Origin of the sequence: Fictibacillus barbaricus, from assembly GCF_014635025.1 — a bacterium.
Taxonomy (GTDB): Bacteria; Bacillota; Bacilli; order Bacillales; family Fictibacillaceae; genus Fictibacillus; species Fictibacillus barbaricus.
In genome coordinates this window covers 448,102-463,637 of the sequence record NZ_BMCE01000002.1, presented here as the reverse complement: position 1 = coordinate 463,637, position 15,536 = coordinate 448,102, and the positions used below count along the sequence as shown (strand labels likewise).

18 protein-coding genes are annotated in these 15,536 nt (G+C 39.3%); all 18 read left to right on the top strand.

Annotated features, from left to right (window positions below):
* Positions 1–3 precede the first annotated feature (3 nt).
* The 18 genes from ftsY (at position 4) to topA (ending at position 15,524) form a co-directional block, all read left to right on the top strand.
* Entirely contained in the window at positions 4–993 is a 990-nt protein-coding gene (gene ftsY, locus IEV52_RS11695) for a signal recognition particle-docking protein FtsY (RefSeq protein WP_188402718.1), read from the top strand.
* 648 nt (positions 994–1,641) lie between these two features.
* Entirely contained in the window at positions 1,642–1,965 is a 324-nt protein-coding gene (locus IEV52_RS11690) for a putative DNA-binding protein (RefSeq protein WP_188402717.1), read from the top strand.
* A gap of 15 nt (positions 1,966–1,980) precedes the next feature.
* A complete protein-coding gene (gene ffh / locus IEV52_RS11685) occupies positions 1,981–3,327 on the top strand; it encodes a signal recognition particle protein (RefSeq protein WP_188402716.1) in 1,347 nt (448 codons plus the stop codon).
* A gap of 82 nt (positions 3,328–3,409) precedes the next feature.
* Positions 3,410–3,682 carry a 30S ribosomal protein S16 gene (rpsP, locus tag IEV52_RS11680; RefSeq protein WP_066393596.1) on the top strand — a complete coding sequence of 91 codons (273 nt, stop codon included), beginning with the start codon at positions 3,410–3,412 and terminating at the stop codon, positions 3,680–3,682.
* Positions 3,683–3,703: 21 nt separating this feature from the next.
* Entirely contained in the window at positions 3,704–3,931 is a 228-nt protein-coding gene (locus IEV52_RS11675; protein WP_188402715.1) for a KH domain-containing protein, read from the top strand.
* A gap of 125 nt (positions 3,932–4,056) precedes the next feature.
* Positions 4,057–4,572 carry a ribosome maturation factor RimM gene (rimM, locus tag IEV52_RS11670; RefSeq protein WP_188402714.1) on the top strand — a complete coding sequence of 172 codons (516 nt, stop codon included), beginning with the start codon at positions 4,057–4,059 and terminating at the stop codon, positions 4,570–4,572.
* Positions 4,572–5,312 carry a tRNA (guanosine(37)-N1)-methyltransferase TrmD gene (gene trmD / locus IEV52_RS11665; RefSeq protein ID WP_188402713.1) on the top strand — a complete coding sequence of 247 codons (741 nt, stop codon included), beginning with the start codon at positions 4,572–4,574 and terminating at the stop codon, positions 5,310–5,312. The genes rimM and trmD overlap by 1 nt, the downstream gene beginning before the upstream one ends.
* 112 nt (positions 5,313–5,424) lie before the next feature.
* Positions 5,425–5,769: a 50S ribosomal protein L19 gene (rplS, locus tag IEV52_RS11660; RefSeq protein WP_066289359.1), complete on the top strand. Its 345-nt coding sequence runs from the start codon at positions 5,425–5,427 to the stop codon at positions 5,767–5,769.
* Between the two features lie 84 nt (positions 5,770–5,853).
* Positions 5,854–6,405, top strand: a complete 552-nt coding sequence (lepB, locus tag IEV52_RS11655; protein WP_188402712.1) for a signal peptidase I — start codon at positions 5,854–5,856, stop codon at positions 6,403–6,405.
* Between the two features lie 12 nt (positions 6,406–6,417).
* Positions 6,418–7,275 (top strand): ribosome biogenesis GTPase YlqF, encoded by an 858-nt coding sequence (gene ylqF, locus IEV52_RS11650; protein ID WP_188402711.1) that lies wholly within the window; start codon positions 6,418–6,420, stop codon positions 7,273–7,275.
* A gap of 104 nt (positions 7,276–7,379) precedes the next feature.
* Positions 7,380–8,165, top strand: a complete 786-nt coding sequence (locus IEV52_RS11645) for a ribonuclease HII (protein WP_188402710.1) — start codon at positions 7,380–7,382, stop codon at positions 8,163–8,165.
* 1 nt (position 8,166) lies between these two features.
* On the top strand, positions 8,167–9,618 hold the full coding sequence (locus tag IEV52_RS11640; RefSeq protein ID WP_188402709.1) for a hypothetical protein: 1,452 nt from the start codon (positions 8,167–8,169) through the stop codon (positions 9,616–9,618).
* The gene (locus tag IEV52_RS11635; RefSeq protein ID WP_188402708.1) at positions 9,615–9,890 is read left to right on the top strand and encodes an EscU/YscU/HrcU family type III secretion system export apparatus switch protein; all 276 of its coding nucleotides are present in this window, start codon (positions 9,615–9,617) and stop codon (positions 9,888–9,890) included. Before IEV52_RS11640 ends, IEV52_RS11635 begins: the two co-directional genes overlap by 4 nt.
* A 45-nt stretch (positions 9,891–9,935) precedes the next feature.
* Positions 9,936–10,094 (top strand): small, acid-soluble spore protein, alpha/beta type, encoded by a 159-nt coding sequence (locus IEV52_RS11630; RefSeq protein ID WP_188402707.1) that lies wholly within the window; start codon positions 9,936–9,938, stop codon positions 10,092–10,094.
* 200 nt (positions 10,095–10,294) lie between these two features.
* Complete coding sequence (sucC, locus tag IEV52_RS11625) at positions 10,295–11,455, top strand: ADP-forming succinate--CoA ligase subunit beta (RefSeq protein ID WP_188402706.1); 1,161 nt, start codon at positions 10,295–10,297, stop codon at positions 11,453–11,455.
* 34 nt (positions 11,456–11,489) lie between these two features.
* Entirely contained in the window at positions 11,490–12,404 is a 915-nt protein-coding gene (gene sucD, locus IEV52_RS11620; protein ID WP_188402705.1) for a succinate--CoA ligase subunit alpha, read from the top strand.
* Between the two features lie 78 nt (positions 12,405–12,482).
* Positions 12,483–13,349: a DNA-processing protein DprA gene (dprA, locus tag IEV52_RS11615; protein WP_188402704.1), complete on the top strand. Its 867-nt coding sequence runs from the start codon at positions 12,483–12,485 to the stop codon at positions 13,347–13,349.
* Positions 13,350–13,448: 99 nt separating this feature from the next.
* Positions 13,449–15,524, top strand: coding sequence for a type I DNA topoisomerase (topA, locus tag IEV52_RS11610; protein ID WP_188402703.1), 2,076 nt, complete (start codon positions 13,449–13,451; stop codon positions 15,522–15,524).
* Positions 15,525–15,536 lie beyond the last annotated feature (12 nt).

The following is a 15,536-nucleotide window of genomic DNA, read 5'->3' as shown; positions in this document are numbered from 1 at the left end:
ATAGTGAGTTTTTTGAAACGTTTAAAAGAAAAATTTTCTAATCAACAGTCTGATGCCTCATCAGAAAAATTTAAGAGCGGTCTCGAGAAAACAAGAAATTCTTTCTCATTTAAAGTGAATGACCTTCTAAAAAGGTTCAGAAAGGTAGATGAAGAATTTTTTGAAGAACTAGAAGAAATCTTGATCGGTGCTGACGTGGGAGTCCATACTGTTCTCGATATCATTGATGAATTGAAAGATGTAGCTCGTACCCGAAACATACAAGATCCGATGGAGCTTCGTTCTGCGATCACCGAAAAATTGGCTGAAATGCTTCAAAAAGATGGTGGCGATAACAAACTGAACATGCAAACCGATGGAATGACTGTGATTCTATTTGTAGGGGTGAATGGAGTCGGAAAAACGACAACAATCGGTAAGCTTGCTCATCAGCTGAAGAATGAAGGGAAGAAAGTTATATTAGCTGCAGGAGACACCTTCCGTGCGGGAGCTATCGACCAATTGGAAGTATGGGGAGAACGTGCTGGAGTTGATGTGGTCAAACACCATGAAGGAGCCGATCCCGCTGCTGTTATCTTTGACAGCATCCAGGCTGCAAAATCCCGAAAAGCGGATGTTTTACTTTGTGATACAGCTGGCCGATTACAAAATAAAGTTAATTTAATGAACGAGCTTTCAAAAGTAAAGCGTGTAATTGAACGTGAAATACCTGGAGCTCCTCACGAAGTCCTGCTCGTAGTTGATGCAACGACTGGACAAAATGCAATGAACCAAGCAAAAACATTCGGTCAGTCTACAGACGTTACTGGTCTGGTGTTAACAAAACTTGATGGAACGGCTAAAGGCGGTATCGTATTAGCAATTCGCCATGAACTAGATATTCCAGTAAAGTTTGTTGGTTTAGGTGAGAAGATCGATGATCTGCAAGAGTTTGATGCTGATCAGTTTGTGTATGGTTTATTTGCGGGAACGGAAGAGGAAGAAGCAGAGTAAGATCTGCTTCTTTTTTTACTTTTAGAAGGTCATGGAAATGGTTATTAAAACGGAGAGAATAAGCCGATAATGCTATTTTTTTAACCAAACATCTGAAAAACACGCTACCAAATAGTAAAGTGCTGATGAACACTATAAAAATAACCATGATCACGTAAAAAATGGTTATTATCACGTAAAAAACAGCTTATATCACGTAAAAAATAGACGACATCACGTAAAAAATAGACGAGATCACGTAAAAAGATGGGATTATCACGGAATTTGAAATTTTATGTGCTTGTCGTGTCTAAACGGTTGTCTCAGCTTTTCCCAGTCCAGTTTCAGCGGCTAAAAGCTCGAGGTCACAACGTTTTCTCGAGGAACACAAAATGCGTGTTCGCACTCGAAAACTTTTGTGCTTGTCGCTTTTAAACGAGCCGCTTCAACATTTCATATGTCCAGCTTCGACAACCAGACACTCGAGGTCACATTCTCTCCTTCCTAGGATACAAAGAGCGTATCCGTTGTCAGGAGATTATGTGCTTGTCGTGTCTAATCGGTTGTCTCAGCTTTTCGTATAAAGTCAAGAAAAAAACTTGACATCTAAATGGTGTAGTTGTATAGTATTCACGTAAAGGCATTTCACTTAACAAGGGTTGTGGAAAAATGCTCGATAAAACAATGAGAATTAATTATCTATTTGATTTTTACCAATCATTATTAACCCCTAAACAAAAGAATTACATGGGTTTATATTACTTGGACGATTATTCTCTCGGTGAAATTGCTGAACAATATAATGTCAGCCGCCAGGCCGTTTATGATAATATTAAACGGACAGAGGCGATGCTGGAAGAATACGAAGAGAAGTTAGGGCTTTTTGCAAAGTTTCAGGAACGTGATCAGTTGCTGTCATCTTTAAGAGAGCTTCTGAAATCTGAACCTGATAACGTAATTGCAATTATCGATCGCCTTGAAAATATGGAATAGGAGGCGTTCAGTGAGATGGCATTTGAAGGTTTAGCCGACCGTCTTCAGAACACTTTACAAAAAATTCGTGGAAAAGGGAAAGTAAACGAAGCGGATGTAAAGGAAATGATGAGGGAAGTACGCCTTGCTCTTCTTGAGGCGGACGTTAACTTTAAAGTAGTAAAAGATTTTGTGAAAAAAGTATCTGAACGCGCAGTGGGTCAGGAAGTTTTAAAGAGCCTGACACCTGGGCAGCAAGTAGTAAAAGTTGTTAATGATGAACTGACAGCACTTATGGGCGGGGAACAAAGCAAGATCGCAGTTTCCAATCGTCCTCCAACTGTAATTATGATGGTGGGACTCCAAGGTGCTGGTAAGACAACAACCACAGGAAAGCTTGCCAATCATTTACGTAAAAAGCAAAATCGAAAACCGCTACTGGCCGCAGCTGACATTTATCGTCCCGCTGCGATTAAGCAGTTAGAAACATTAGGAAAGCAGTTAGATTTTCCTGTGTTTCAGATGGGTGATCAAGTAAGTCCCGTCAAAATTGCTGAATCAGCCATCGCAAAAGCAAAAGAAGATCATCATGACTATGTCATTATTGATACAGCTGGACGTTTGCATATTGATGAAACGCTGATGGATGAATTGAAACAGGTTAAAGAAACAGCAAAGCCTGATGAGATTTTCCTAGTTGTAGATGCCATGACTGGTCAAGATGCTGTGAATGTAGCCCAAAGCTTTAACGAAGCGCTAGGAATCACTGGTGTTGTATTAACCAAACTTGATGGAGATACACGTGGTGGTGCTGCCCTTTCAATTAAAGCTGTTACAGGTCTTCCAATTAAATTTGTAGGTCTTGGAGAAAAGATGGATGCTTTAGAGCCATTCCATCCGGATCGAATGGCCTCCAGAATTTTAGGAATGGGTGACATGCTTACTCTGATCGAGAAGGCGCAGACCTCAGTAGATGAAGAGAAAGCACGAGATCTTCAGAAGAAGATGCGTGATATGTCGTTCACGTTCGATGATTTTCTTGATCAGATGGGACAAGTTAGAAACCTTGGTCCATTAGATGAAATACTTGGCATGCTTCCAGGAGCGAACAAGATGAAAGGCCTAAAAAACGTTCAGATCGATGAAAAGCAAATCGGTCACGTTGAAGCAATCATCCGTTCGATGACTCTGCATGAGAGAGAACAGCCTGAAATCATTAATGCCAGCCGCAAGAGACGTATCGCTAAAGGTAGCGGACGAACCGTACAAGAAGTAAATCGCCTAATCAAACAATTCGATGACATGAAGAAAATGATGAAACAAATGTCCGGAATGATGAATGGCAAAAAGAAAAAAGGTGGATTTAAATTCCCTTTTATGTAAACTGAATTTTCAGGTTTACAAACCTGTCAATTTATACTATCATATTATTTTGTGTGAACAATTTTCGGAGGTGCAAGTTATAATGGCAGTAAAAATTCGTTTAAAGCGTATGGGTGCTAAAAAAGCTCCTTTCTATCGTGTAGTAGTAGCAGATTCTCGTTCTCCTCGTGACGGACGTTTCATCGAAGAGATCGGAACTTATAACCCAGTTGCTAACCCAGCTGAAGTTAAAATCAACGAAGAAAAAGCTCTTGAGTGGATGACTAATGGTGCAAAGCCATCTGATACAGTTCGTAACCTATTCTCAAAAGCTGGTCTTATGGAGAAATTCCATAACGCTAAAAACCAAAAATAATTTTGACGAAGGGGAACTGAGATGACAGAGTTGATCGAAGCGATTGTGAAAGCTCTAGTTGATCACCCAGAGGAAGTTAGCGTCAAAGAGGTTAAAGAAGGACACCGCCTTGTTTATCAATTAACTGTTCACCAGACTGATATGGGAAAAGTGATCGGTAAGCAGGGAAGAGTGGCAAAAGCGATTCGTACGGTTGTTAATGCAGCAGGTACGAATCAGAATAAAAGGATTTCAATCGAAATCGTTTAAAAAAAAGGATGAGGGCTCCCTCTTCCTTTTTTCTTTTATGGAAAAAAGTATACATAGTCTGTTTTATGCTAAAATTTAGATTAGAACTATTTTGTCTGAAATTGTACGGAGGAAGGTTTATTGCTATGGATAAAGAATGGTTGAATGTAGGCAAGATCGTAAACACACACGGAATAAGAGGAGAAGTCCGTGTGATTTCCCGAACAGATTTCCCAGAAGAGCGATATAAAAAAGGAAATACTTTGTATGTGGATCTGGGTTCTGAACTAGTGCCTGTAACAATTGAAGCACATAGAAAACATAAACAGTTTGATTTATTAACCTTTGAGAATCTAGGCAACATCAATGATGTCGAACGCTTTAAAGGGTATTTACTCAAAGTGCCAAAGGAACAGTCCGTTGCCCTTGATGAAGGAGAGTTCTTCTACCACGACATAATAGGTTGTTCTGTATTTACAGTTGAAGGTGATGAACTTGGTAAAGTGAAAGAGATCCTGTCACCAGGAGCCAATGATGTATGGGTCGTAAAACGAAAAGGATTTGGTCCAGATATTTTAATCCCCTATATCCCTCCAGTGGTTAAAACAGTAGATATTGATGAGAAAAAAATAATCATAGAACCATTAGAAGGGTTAATCTGATGAGAATCGATGTATTAAGCCTGTTTCCCGATATGTTTTCAGGCGTCTTTGGCCAATCCATACTAAAAAAAGCACAAGAGAAGAATGCACTTGAAATAAGCGTGCTGGATTTCCGTCAGTTCTCAACCAATAAACACAGAAACGTGGATGATTATCCGTACGGAGGCGGAGCAGGTATGGTGCTGACTCCCCAGCCGCTGTTCGATGCCGTGGATACACTGACAAAAGATACATCAATTAAACCAAGAATAATACTGCTATGCCCTCAAGGGGACAGGTTCGATCAAAAAAAAGCAGAAGAACTCGCACAGGAAGAACATCTTATCTTTTTATGCGGTCATTATGAAGGTTACGACGAGCGGGTAAGAGAGTATTTAGTTACAGATGAGATCTCAATAGGTGATTATGTTCTAACAGGCGGAGAGCTTGGTGCGATGGTTGTTATTGACGCTGTTTCAAGGCTGCTTCCGGGAGTTCTGGGTAAAGAGGAATCACATCTTCAAGATTCGTTCAGTACAGGAATTTTGGAGCATCCTCATTATACAAGACCCGCTGACTTTCGAGGTATGAAAGTTCCTGATGTCCTTCTGTCCGGGAACCATAAAAATATTGAGAACTGGCGGAAAAAAGAGTCTTTAAAACGGACCTTTGAAAGGCGTCCAGATCTGTTAGAGAAGATAAAACTATCTGCTGATGAAGAAAAAATGCTTAAAGAAATAAAAGAACATAAAACAACTTGAACACTCCTTAAGTTTTATGGTATTATATTGTTTGTGGCTTATGCCCGTTTAATCCGGTGTTCCGCTGCTTGTATGATGGCAAGAACATCCATGGGAAGGGAGGCAATAAACTATGCAACAGCTTATTGCAGATCTAGCGAAAGATCAATTGAAATCAGATTTACCAAAATTCCGTTCAGGTGACACTGTTCGTGTACACGTGAAAGTAATCGAGGGTACTCGTGAGCGTATTCAGCTTTTTGAAGGTGTTGTTATCAAGAAGCGTGGTTCTGGAATTTCTGAAACGTTTACTGTTCGTAAAATTTCTTACGGTGTAGGAGTGGAGCGTGCGTTCCCTGTACATTCACCTAAGATCGCGAACCTTGAAGTTGTTCGCCGTGGTAAAGTTCGCCGTGCGAAGCTATACTACCTACGCGCACTTCGTGGTAAAGCAGCTCGTATTAAAGAAATTCGCTAATAATTCTCGAAAGGAGCTTGACTTATTCAAGCTCCTTTTTCCATATTATAAGTAAGGAATTTCTACAGATGGTGAGGATTAAGAATGGCACGTACAAAAAACGAAACTTGGGAATGGATTAAAGCATTAGCTGCAGCCTTATTATTAGCAGGGATCATCAGATTTTTTCTATTTGCACCCGTTGTGGTCGATGGACAATCAATGATGCCGACGCTTCATGACGGAGATCGGTTAATTGTTAACAAATTCAGTTATGTTATTGGAGAACCAAAAAGATTTGATATTGTGGTCTTTCATGCAACAGAACAAAAAGATTACATAAAACGAGTGATCGGATTACCTGGTGATACGATCGAATACAAAGATGATACCCTTTACGTGAATGGCAAAAAGGTAAAAGAAGAATACTTAGAAGCATATAAGAAGAAAACAAAAGACGGAAATTTCACGTATGATTTTACTTTGCTTGAAGTAACTGCAAAGCAAAAGGTACCAGAAGGACAATTGTTTGTACTGGGTGATAACCGTCGTAATTCCAGCGACAGCCGAAACATTGGTACAGTAGATGAAGAGCATGTTTTAGGAAAAGCTTCATTCCGTTTCTGGCCGTTAAAGGATATTGGATTCGTAGAGTAGGGTGAATAGAACATGACCATTCAATGGTTTCCTGGCCATATGGCGAAAGCCCGCCGGGAGATAACTGAAAAACTTAAAATGATTGATGTAGTATTTGAGCTTGTAGATGCCAGAATACCCCTTGCATCAAGAAACCCGATGATTGATGAGATCCTTGGACAAAAGCCTCGTATCGTTCTTTTAAATAAGGCAGATCTTGCAGATCCGAAAGTAACTTCAATGTGGGAAAATTATTTTTCAGACAGAGGGATCCCTTCATTGGCAATCAACTCAAAAGATGGAAAAGGGATCAAGAAAATAGAGCCACTGGCTCATGAGCTGGTAAAAGAAAAGTTCGATAAGATGAGAGCAAAAGGCATCGTAAAACCACGAGCTGTAAGAGCATTGATCGTTGGAATTCCAAACGTCGGGAAATCAACGATCATAAACCGCATGGCAGGAAAAAATATTGCCGTAACAGGGGATAAACCCGGCGTGACGAAAAAGCAGCAGTGGATTAAAGCGGGGAAGACGCTTGAGCTGCTGGATACTCCTGGGATCTTATGGCCTAAGTTTGAAGATCAATCCATCGGCTTAAAACTTGCGGTAACAGGTGCGATAAAAGAAACTCTGTTAGATTTTACAGAAGTTGTATTATTCGCGATAAATTACTTAAAAGAACATTACCAAGAGCGTCTTATGGAAAGATATAACCTTTCGGATATTCCAGAAGACCCTCTGCCATTATTTGAAGAGATCGGTAAAAAAAGGGGCTGTATAATGAGCGGCGGTGAAGTGGATCTTGAAAAGACAGCCGAGATCGTATTACGCGACCTTCGTTCAGAAAAATTAGGGCGATTATCTTATGAACGGCCCGATACAGCAGAATAATATAGAAATCTATAAACAGGCGCTATTTCTATGTGCCTGTTTTCTTTAAGTCTAAAAAGATTCTTAACTAAGCCGATACAAAATACATAAAGAGTGTGAAGAAGATGAAATTATCAATAAAAGAGTGGGAACAAAAGTTAAAAAATAGTGCACGAAGTGAAGTTCCAAGCCTATTAAAAATCCTTAAGGAAGATCAGCGAACAGGCGCTAAAAAACTCTTTGAATCATATACCAAGCGTTTGGCCGAAGCGGATGCAGAGAGAAAGAGAATAGAGGCTATGCATACCTTTGAGAAAGTGTGCTTTCAAAAGGGGAAAAAATATATTGCTGGCGTTGATGAGGTAGGACGTGGACCTTTAGCGGGGCCTGTAGTAGCAGCCGCTGTTATCTTACCAGAAGACTATATGCTTTCTGGAATTAATGATTCAAAAAAACTGTCTGAGAAAAAAAGAGAATTTCTATATGATGAAATCGTAAAAGATGCCATCTCGTACAGTGTCTATTTAGTGCAGCCTGAGAAGATTGATGAGATTAATATTTATCAAGCCTCTAAACTAGCAATGACTGAAGCGGTCTGCCAATTGGATGTGCAGCCTGATCAGCTTTTAATAGATGCGATGGAAGTGCCTCTGGCAATTGATCAGGAGAAGATCATAAAGGGTGACGAGAAAAGCATCTCTATCGCAGCTGCATCCATTATTGCAAAAGTAACAAGAGACCGATATATGAAAAAGATGGACGAGGTATACCCTGCGTATGGATTTAAATCAAACATGGGGTATGGCACAAAAGAGCATCTAGAAGCACTTAATAAATTCGGTCCTACCACTATTCATCGAAAGTCATTTAGTCCAGTGGGAGAACGTATACAAATTACAGGAAGTGATTAAGGTGTTACAACTGAACAACATCATTAGTCAACAGCCGATAACAAAAAGGTCAGCCGAAGGAATCCTTTCATTCAAACTAAACCAATTGATTACAGCTAGAATATTAGAAATTTTTCCTGATCAAACAGCGAAAATTTTGTATGATGGCACAGCACTACATGCAAAATTAGACGCGCCCCTAGCAAAAGGAAATCAATATTTATTTGAGGTTGCTGAAAAAAGCGGAACAATCGTTTTGAAAAAAGTGGATGTAGATCCTGTGAAATCATCAGTAGAGCAGATCTTACATAAATGGAATCTTCCAGCGACTGAAACAAATAAAGCAGCAATCGATTTCGCTTTTTTAGAAAAAATTCCACTTACAAAAGAAAACTTTATACAAGTGAGAGATATTCTTAAGCTTTCTGCAGAATTTCCGCTACAAGAAAAGAAAGCCATTGTAACTCGAATGATCGAACTTATGTTACCAGCGAAAATGGAAACGGTTCAGTCAGTTGCAAAAAGTCTCAGGTCGACCTCATCATTTATTGAAATGAAAACTTTATTCGAGACATTGGTTCCTTTTATGCATAAAAATCAGCAGATCGCCAAAACGGTTAACCTATTACAACATATCTATGGTTTTGAGAGTAAGGGTTCTTCTTCAAAAGGTGTACCGGCAGCATCATTTAATCAACAAAGATTGGAGATGCAAAGTGTGGCAGATGATTTGTCACAGATTAGACCAGCTCCACAAGAAACCAAAACCCTTCTGTCAGGTTCAAAAGAATTACCCGATATGATTCATGTAAGTAAAAAAGAAGAGACAGTATTAACGAAAGAGATGAAGAGACAGCCTGTAAATGAATTTCTTCAAGCAGTGGAAAAATGGCTGCGAAAATCGGGTTTAATGCATGAGAAAAATCTGCTCTTAAATCCTTTACAAGTTAAACATGAAGAAACCCTAAAGTCTCAACTCCTTTATCTTCAGCAACATGCAGATTTTATGGAGCTGCCTGAGCATGTATTGAGTAAGACTGAACAAGCATTAACTAAATTAACGAGTCAACAATTACAAAATGTTCAAATGAATGATAACATTCAGCAATTTAATCTTCAGATTCCATTTTCTCAAAATGAAAATCCAAAAGAAATAACAGTTCGATGGGAAGGCAAGAAGCAAAGTGGGAATCGGTTAAATCCTGATCATTGCAGAATGTTGTTCTGGCTCGAGATGAAGAACTTAAAAGAAGTTGCTGTTGATGTGCAGATTCAAAACAGAGTGGTCTCATTGAGAGTTTTTAATTCACACCCATTTATCGAGAAACTCTCGGGTCCACTAATAGCTACTTTAAAGAAAAGCATGAAAGAAATGAACTATACATTATCTTCAGTAACATTTGCCCATAACCCAAAAGAGGTAAACCATTCTAAAAAACCAGCATCATACAAAGGATTGGATCTTCGTGTATGAAAAAACATAAAAAAGAAGCAGTTGCTCTCAAGTATAATCCTGAAGTTTCAATCTCACCCACATTAGTTGCTAAAGGAAGAGGTGAAACAGCAGAACGGATCGTCCAAAGTGCCTCAGAACATAACATTCCTATTCAGGAGGATCCGTCACTTGTCCACTTATTATCTAAATTAGAAATAGAAGAGAGCATTCCTGAGGAGTTGTATGAAGTAGTTGCTGAACTATTTGCTTTTATTTATAGGCTGGATAAAGAAACTGAGAAAACCACATAATTTGTTCTGAATTTGGACATTGCTATGAGTAAAGGAGTGTGTACAATGCCAAAGAATAAGTTAGTGGTCAGCCAATCTGAACAATTAGTGAATCAATTTAAAGAAGAGATGGCTGAAGAGTTTGGATTATACCGTTCGGCTGCAGAAACAGATGCCATTACGCCTAAGCTTATAAAAAAGCAAGAAAACGAAAAAAACAAGTGAAAGAGAGCTTGGAATTCTTTTTTCAAGCGAGATAAAAATCGGTAAAACCAAAGTCATTTTAGTATGATTTTGGTTTATTATTTGTCTGAAAACTTGTATGCGCTTGCAATTTTCTGAAGAATAGTAGACATAAAGAGCTTGGTCTTATACAATGATAACGGTACTTTAAGTTTTCACCATGATAGGAGGATGGAGAGTAAATGAATATCCACGAATACCAAGGTAAAGAGATACTTAGAAAATATGGTGTGGCTGTTCCAAAAGGGAAAGTAGCATTTACAGTTGAAGAAGCTGTAGAAGCTGCTAAAGAACTGGGGAGCACTGTATCTGTTGTAAAAGCACAGATTCACGCAGGTGGCCGCGGTAAAGCGGGTGGCGTAAAAGTTGCCAAAAATCTTGATGAAGTGCGTACATACGCAAATGAAATCTTAGGAAAAGTTCTTGTAACTCACCAAACAGGCCCAGAAGGTAAAGAGGTTAAGCGCTTACTTATCGAAGAGGGCTGTGATATCAAAAAAGAATATTACATTGGTCTTGTTCTTGACCGTGCAACATCAAGTGTTGTAATGATGGGCTCAGAAGAAGGCGGTACTGAAATTGAAGAAGTGGCAGAAAAAACGCCTGAGAAAATCTTCAAAGAAGTGATCGACCCAGCTATCGGTCTTCAAGCATTCCAAGCAAGACGACTTGCTTATAACATCAATATTCCAACTGAACTTGTAGGAAAAGCAGTTAAATTTATGCTTGGCCTATATACAGCTTTCGTTGAAAAAGATTGCTCAATCGCTGAGATCAATCCGCTGGTAGTGACGGGTGATGGAAACGTAATGGCACTTGACGCTAAAATGAACTTTGATTCTAACGCGTTATACCGTCATAATGACATCCTAGAATATCGTGACCTTGAAGAAGAAGATCCAAAAGAGATTGAAGCATCTAAGTACGATCTAAGCTATATTTCTCTAGATGGAAATATCGGTTGTATGGTTAATGGTGCTGGTCTTGCAATGGCAACAATGGATATTATTAAGCATTATGGCGGCGATCCTGCAAACTTCCTTGATGTTGGGGGCGGCGCTACAACTGAGAAAGTTACTGAAGCTTTCAAAATCATTCTTTCCGATAAAAATGTTAAAGGTATCTTTGTTAATATCTTTGGCGGAATCATGAAGTGTGACATCATTGCTAATGGTGTTGTAGAAGCAACAAAGCAAGTTGGTCTGGAGTTACCGCTTGTTGTACGTCTTGAAGGAACAAACGTTGATCTTGGTAAGAAGATTCTTAAAGAATCTGGACTTAACATTACAGCTGCAGATTCCATGGCTGATGGCGCAGAGAAGATCGTTGCTTTAGTAAAGTAATAGAGAAAACATTGTAGAAAGGATGGATTGATGCATGAGCATTTTTATAAATAAGGATACAAAAGTTATCGTTCAAGGTATTACTGGTTCTGTTGGTCTTTTCCACACAAAACAAATGCTTGAATATGGGACAAAGATTGTGGGCGGAGTTACACCTGGTAAAGGTGGAACAGAAGTTGAAGGACTTCCTGTTTTTAACACGGTTGTTGATGCAGTAAAAGAAACAGGAGCTAATGCTTCTGTCATTTATGTTCCTCCTGCATTCGCTGCAGAAGCGATCATTGAAGCTGTTGATGCAGAATTGGATCTTGCGATTTGTATCACAGAAGGTATTCCAGTAATGGATATGGTAAAAGTTAAACGTTACATGGAAGGCAAGAAGACTCGCCTTGTTGGACCTAACTGCCCTGGTGTTATTACACCTGAAGAATGTAAGATCGGTATCATGCCAGGATATATCCATACAAAAGGACATGTTGGTGTCGTATCGCGTTCAGGAACATTAACTTATGAAGCTGTACATCAGCTTTCTGAGCGTGGAATCGGGCAATCAACAGCAGTAGGTATCGGTGGAGACCCAGTTAACGGAACTGACTTTATCGATGTTCTAAAAGCGTTTAACGAAGATCCAGACACGTATGCTGTTATCATGATCGGTGAAATCGGCGGAACGGCTGAAGAAGAAGCTGCTGAATGGGTAAAAGCTAATATGACTAAACCAGTTGTAGGCTTTATCGGCGGCCAAACTGCACCTCCAGGAAAGCGTATGGGACATGCTGGTGCGATTATCTCTGGCGGTAAAGGTACTGCTGATGAGAAAATCAAAACTATGAAGCAATGTGGGATTAAAGTTGCAGCAACTCCTTCAGAAATGGGTGAGACTTTAGTAGTAGCCCTAAAAGAAAATGATCTATATGATCGTTGCGTAACACATAAAGCAAAAGCGTAATACATTTTACATCGTGAAAAGCTCCCAGATCGGGAGCTTTTTATTTACATATATTTGATTCATGGGGAGGAATAGAGTTTGGATATAGAACGCTTAATTTTTCTTCATCATTGCGAAGCACTTTCTTGGAATCATATGAAATCGATTATGAAAGTCGATCCGGAATTAATCGGAATTTTTACTATGGATATTCGCAGATTGAAGATGTCGTTTAACTTAAGTGAGCTGACGGCAAAGCGTTTATATGAACACATGAATCATCAGAATAGTACATATATAATGAAAGATTTAAAGAAAAATTCTATTGCTGCTGTTACTGTTTTTGATCTGGAATATCCACCACTTTTAAAAATGATTTACGATCCGCCGTGGGTCCTCTATGGTAAAGGCGATTGGAGTACACTAAATCAGGATAAAATGATTAGTGTAGTAGGAACGAGAAATCCTAGCAGACAGGGAAAGCTTGCATTAAACAAAGTCCTCGAGCCCCTTGTAAAAGATAATTGGGTTGTAATAAGCGGACTTGCAAGAGGAATCGATACGTTTGCTCACGAACTCTGTTTGCAAAATGATTCTAAAACGGTTGCTGTTCTAGGTTCTGGAATCATGCAGGTCTATCCTAAAGAAAATAGAGCACTTGCAGATAAGATTGGCTTGCAAGGGATCATTCTCTCGGAATTTTCACCAAGCACTGCACCAAAACGCTGGCATTTTCCTCTGCGAAACCGTATAATAAGCGGTCTCAGCAATGCGACATTGGTAGCTGAAGCTCGAACAAAAAGTGGATCACTGATAACAGCTGACCAAGCTTTAGAACAAGGTAGAGATGTTTTTGCTATACCTGGTTCTATTTTAGAAGAGTGTGCAAGAGGAACAAACTATTTGATTCAAAATGGTGCCAAACTTGTTATGTGTGCTGAGGATATTCAAAATGAAAGATTATAACCGTTTTCATTTAAATTAGGAAACAGTTTGACAAATGCAGATACATTATTTAATAATAGGGAAGATTTCACTAAACCCTTAAAGGGGGATAAACTGTAAATGGAAAAATACTTAGTCATTGTTGAGTCTCCCGCAAAAGCAAAGACGATAAAAAAATATTTAGGGAGCAAATATGATGTAAAGGCCTCGATGGGACATGTTCGAGACCTGCCTAGAAGCCAAATAGGTGTCGATGTTGAAGAGAATTACGATCCTAAATATATAACGATTCGTGGAAAAGGTCCGATATTAAAAGACTTAAAGACTGCGGCTAAAAAAGCAAAACAAATATTTCTCGCAGCTGACCCTGATCGTGAAGGTGAAGCAATTGCTTGGCATTTGGCACATAGCTTAGATATGGATTTAGATTCGGAATGCCGAGTTGTTTTTAACGAGATTACTAAAAACGCGATTAAAGATTCATTTAAACGACCAAGAAAGATTAATATGGATTTAGTAGATGCCCAGCAAGCACGAAGAGTATTAGACAGGCTTGTTGGTTATAAGGTTAGCCCTTTATTATGGAAGAAAATTAAAAAGGGGTTAAGTGCAGGACGGGTACAAACGGTTGCTGTTAGACTGATCGTTGAGCGTGAAAAGGAAATTAATGCATTTCAACCTGAAGAGTACTGGAAGATCAAAGGAATCTTTAGTGCTTCTGGAGAAGAATTTGAAGCGCAGTTCTACGGTGTGAACGGTAAGAAAAAGGAACTTTCTAATGAGGAAGAAGTAAAAGAAGTATTAAGCAAGATAAAAGGCAAACAGTTCATGATTGATTCTGTACAGAAAAAAGAAAGACGCAGAAATCCTTCACCACCTTTTATAACTTCTTCACTGCAGCAGGAAGCGGCTAGAAAGTTAAACTTTAGAGCGAAGAAAACGATGATGCTCGCTCAGCAATTATATGAAGGTATTGATCTTGGAAAAGAAGGTACAGTAGGTTTGATCACCTATATGCGTACAGATTCCACTCGTATATCTGATACTGCTAAAGCTGAAGCGGCTGATTTCATTGAAAGTGAATTCGGAAAAGAATATATAAATAGCTCGAGGGCAGAAAAGAAGGCTGGTAAGAATGCACAAGATGCCCATGAAGCAATTCGTCCAACATCAGTCATGTATCATCCTCGCGATCTTAAGAATTACTTATCCAGAGATCAACTTCGATTATACAAGCTGATCTGGGAGCGCTTCTTAGCAAGTCAGATGGCATCAGCCGTTCTTGACACGATGACGGTTGATCTAGAGAACGGTGGCGTATACTTCCGTGCTACTGGTTCAAAAGTTAAGTTTCCTGGATTTATGAAGGTATATGTTGAAGGTAACGATGATGGCAAAAAAGAAGAAGACCGAATTCTCCCTGATGTAAAAGAAGGGATGAAGGTCGAAAAGAAAGACCTTGAGCCTTCACAGCATTTTACACAGCCGCCTCCTCGTTACACGGAGGCAAGACTTGTTCGAACGATGGAAGAACTAGGTATTGGAAGACCATCAACATATGCCCCAACACTTGATACGATTCAAAAACGGGGATATGTTGCACTAGATGATAAGAAATTTGTTCCGACAGAGCTTGGTGAACTTGTTCTTGAGATGACATTGGAATTCTTTCCTGAAGTGTTCAACGTCGAATTTACAGCAAAGATGGAAAGCGATCTGGATGAAGTAGAAGAAGGAAAAGAAAACTGGATCGGCATCATCGACGATTTCTATAAGAGTTTCGAGAAGAAACTGAAGATTGCAGAAGAAGAAATGCAAAAGGTAGAAATTAAAGATGAACCCGCTGGAGAGGATTGTGAAAAATGCGGTCATGAAATGGTCTTCAAGATGGGCCGATTCGGAAAGTTTATGGCTTGCTCAAACTTTCCAGACTGTCGCAACACGAAACCAATCGTAAAAGATATTGGTGTCACATGTCCTTCTTGCCATAAAGGTACAATCGTAGAACGCAAGAGCAAGAAGAAAAGACTGTTTTATGGATGTAACCGTTATCCGGAATGTGAGTTTGTATCTTGGGATAAACCTCTTGCAAGAACGTGTCCAAAGTGCAATAGTATGTTAATAGAAAAGAAAACGAAAAAAGGTAAGGTCGTACAGTGTGTATCTTGCGATTATGCCGAAGAGGAAGCAAAGTAAGGAGTTATTCTT

What these genes read in the sequence shown, in the direction of transcription:
- IEV52_RS11690 (WP_188402717.1), top strand. Translation starts at nt 1,642, where the DNA reads ATGCTCGATAAAACAATGAGAATTAATTATCTATTTGATTTTTACCAA.
- ffh (WP_188402716.1), top strand. Translation starts at nt 1,981, where the DNA reads ATGGCATTTGAAGGTTTAGCCGACCGTCTTCAGAACACTTTACAAAAA.
- rpsP (WP_066393596.1), top strand. Translation starts at nt 3,410, where the DNA reads ATGGCAGTAAAAATTCGTTTAAAGCGTATGGGTGCTAAAAAAGCTCCT.
- IEV52_RS11675 (WP_188402715.1), top strand. Translation starts at nt 3,704, where the DNA reads ATGACAGAGTTGATCGAAGCGATTGTGAAAGCTCTAGTTGATCACCCA.
- rimM (WP_188402714.1), top strand. Translation starts at nt 4,057, where the DNA reads ATGGATAAAGAATGGTTGAATGTAGGCAAGATCGTAAACACACACGGA.
- trmD (WP_188402713.1), top strand. Translation starts at nt 4,572, where the DNA reads ATGAGAATCGATGTATTAAGCCTGTTTCCCGATATGTTTTCAGGCGTC.
- rplS (WP_066289359.1), top strand. Translation starts at nt 5,425, where the DNA reads ATGCAACAGCTTATTGCAGATCTAGCGAAAGATCAATTGAAATCAGAT.
- lepB (WP_188402712.1), top strand. Translation starts at nt 5,854, where the DNA reads ATGGCACGTACAAAAAACGAAACTTGGGAATGGATTAAAGCATTAGCT.
- ylqF (WP_188402711.1), top strand. Translation starts at nt 6,418, where the DNA reads ATGACCATTCAATGGTTTCCTGGCCATATGGCGAAAGCCCGCCGGGAG.
- IEV52_RS11645 (WP_188402710.1), top strand. Translation starts at nt 7,380, where the DNA reads ATGAAATTATCAATAAAAGAGTGGGAACAAAAGTTAAAAAATAGTGCA.
- IEV52_RS11635 (WP_188402708.1), top strand. Translation starts at nt 9,615, where the DNA reads ATGAAAAAACATAAAAAAGAAGCAGTTGCTCTCAAGTATAATCCTGAA.
- IEV52_RS11630 (WP_188402707.1), top strand. Translation starts at nt 9,936, where the DNA reads ATGCCAAAGAATAAGTTAGTGGTCAGCCAATCTGAACAATTAGTGAAT.
- sucC (WP_188402706.1), top strand. Translation starts at nt 10,295, where the DNA reads ATGAATATCCACGAATACCAAGGTAAAGAGATACTTAGAAAATATGGT.
- sucD (WP_188402705.1), top strand. Translation starts at nt 11,490, where the DNA reads ATGAGCATTTTTATAAATAAGGATACAAAAGTTATCGTTCAAGGTATT.
- topA (WP_188402703.1), top strand. Translation starts at nt 13,449, where the DNA reads ATGGAAAAATACTTAGTCATTGTTGAGTCTCCCGCAAAAGCAAAGACG.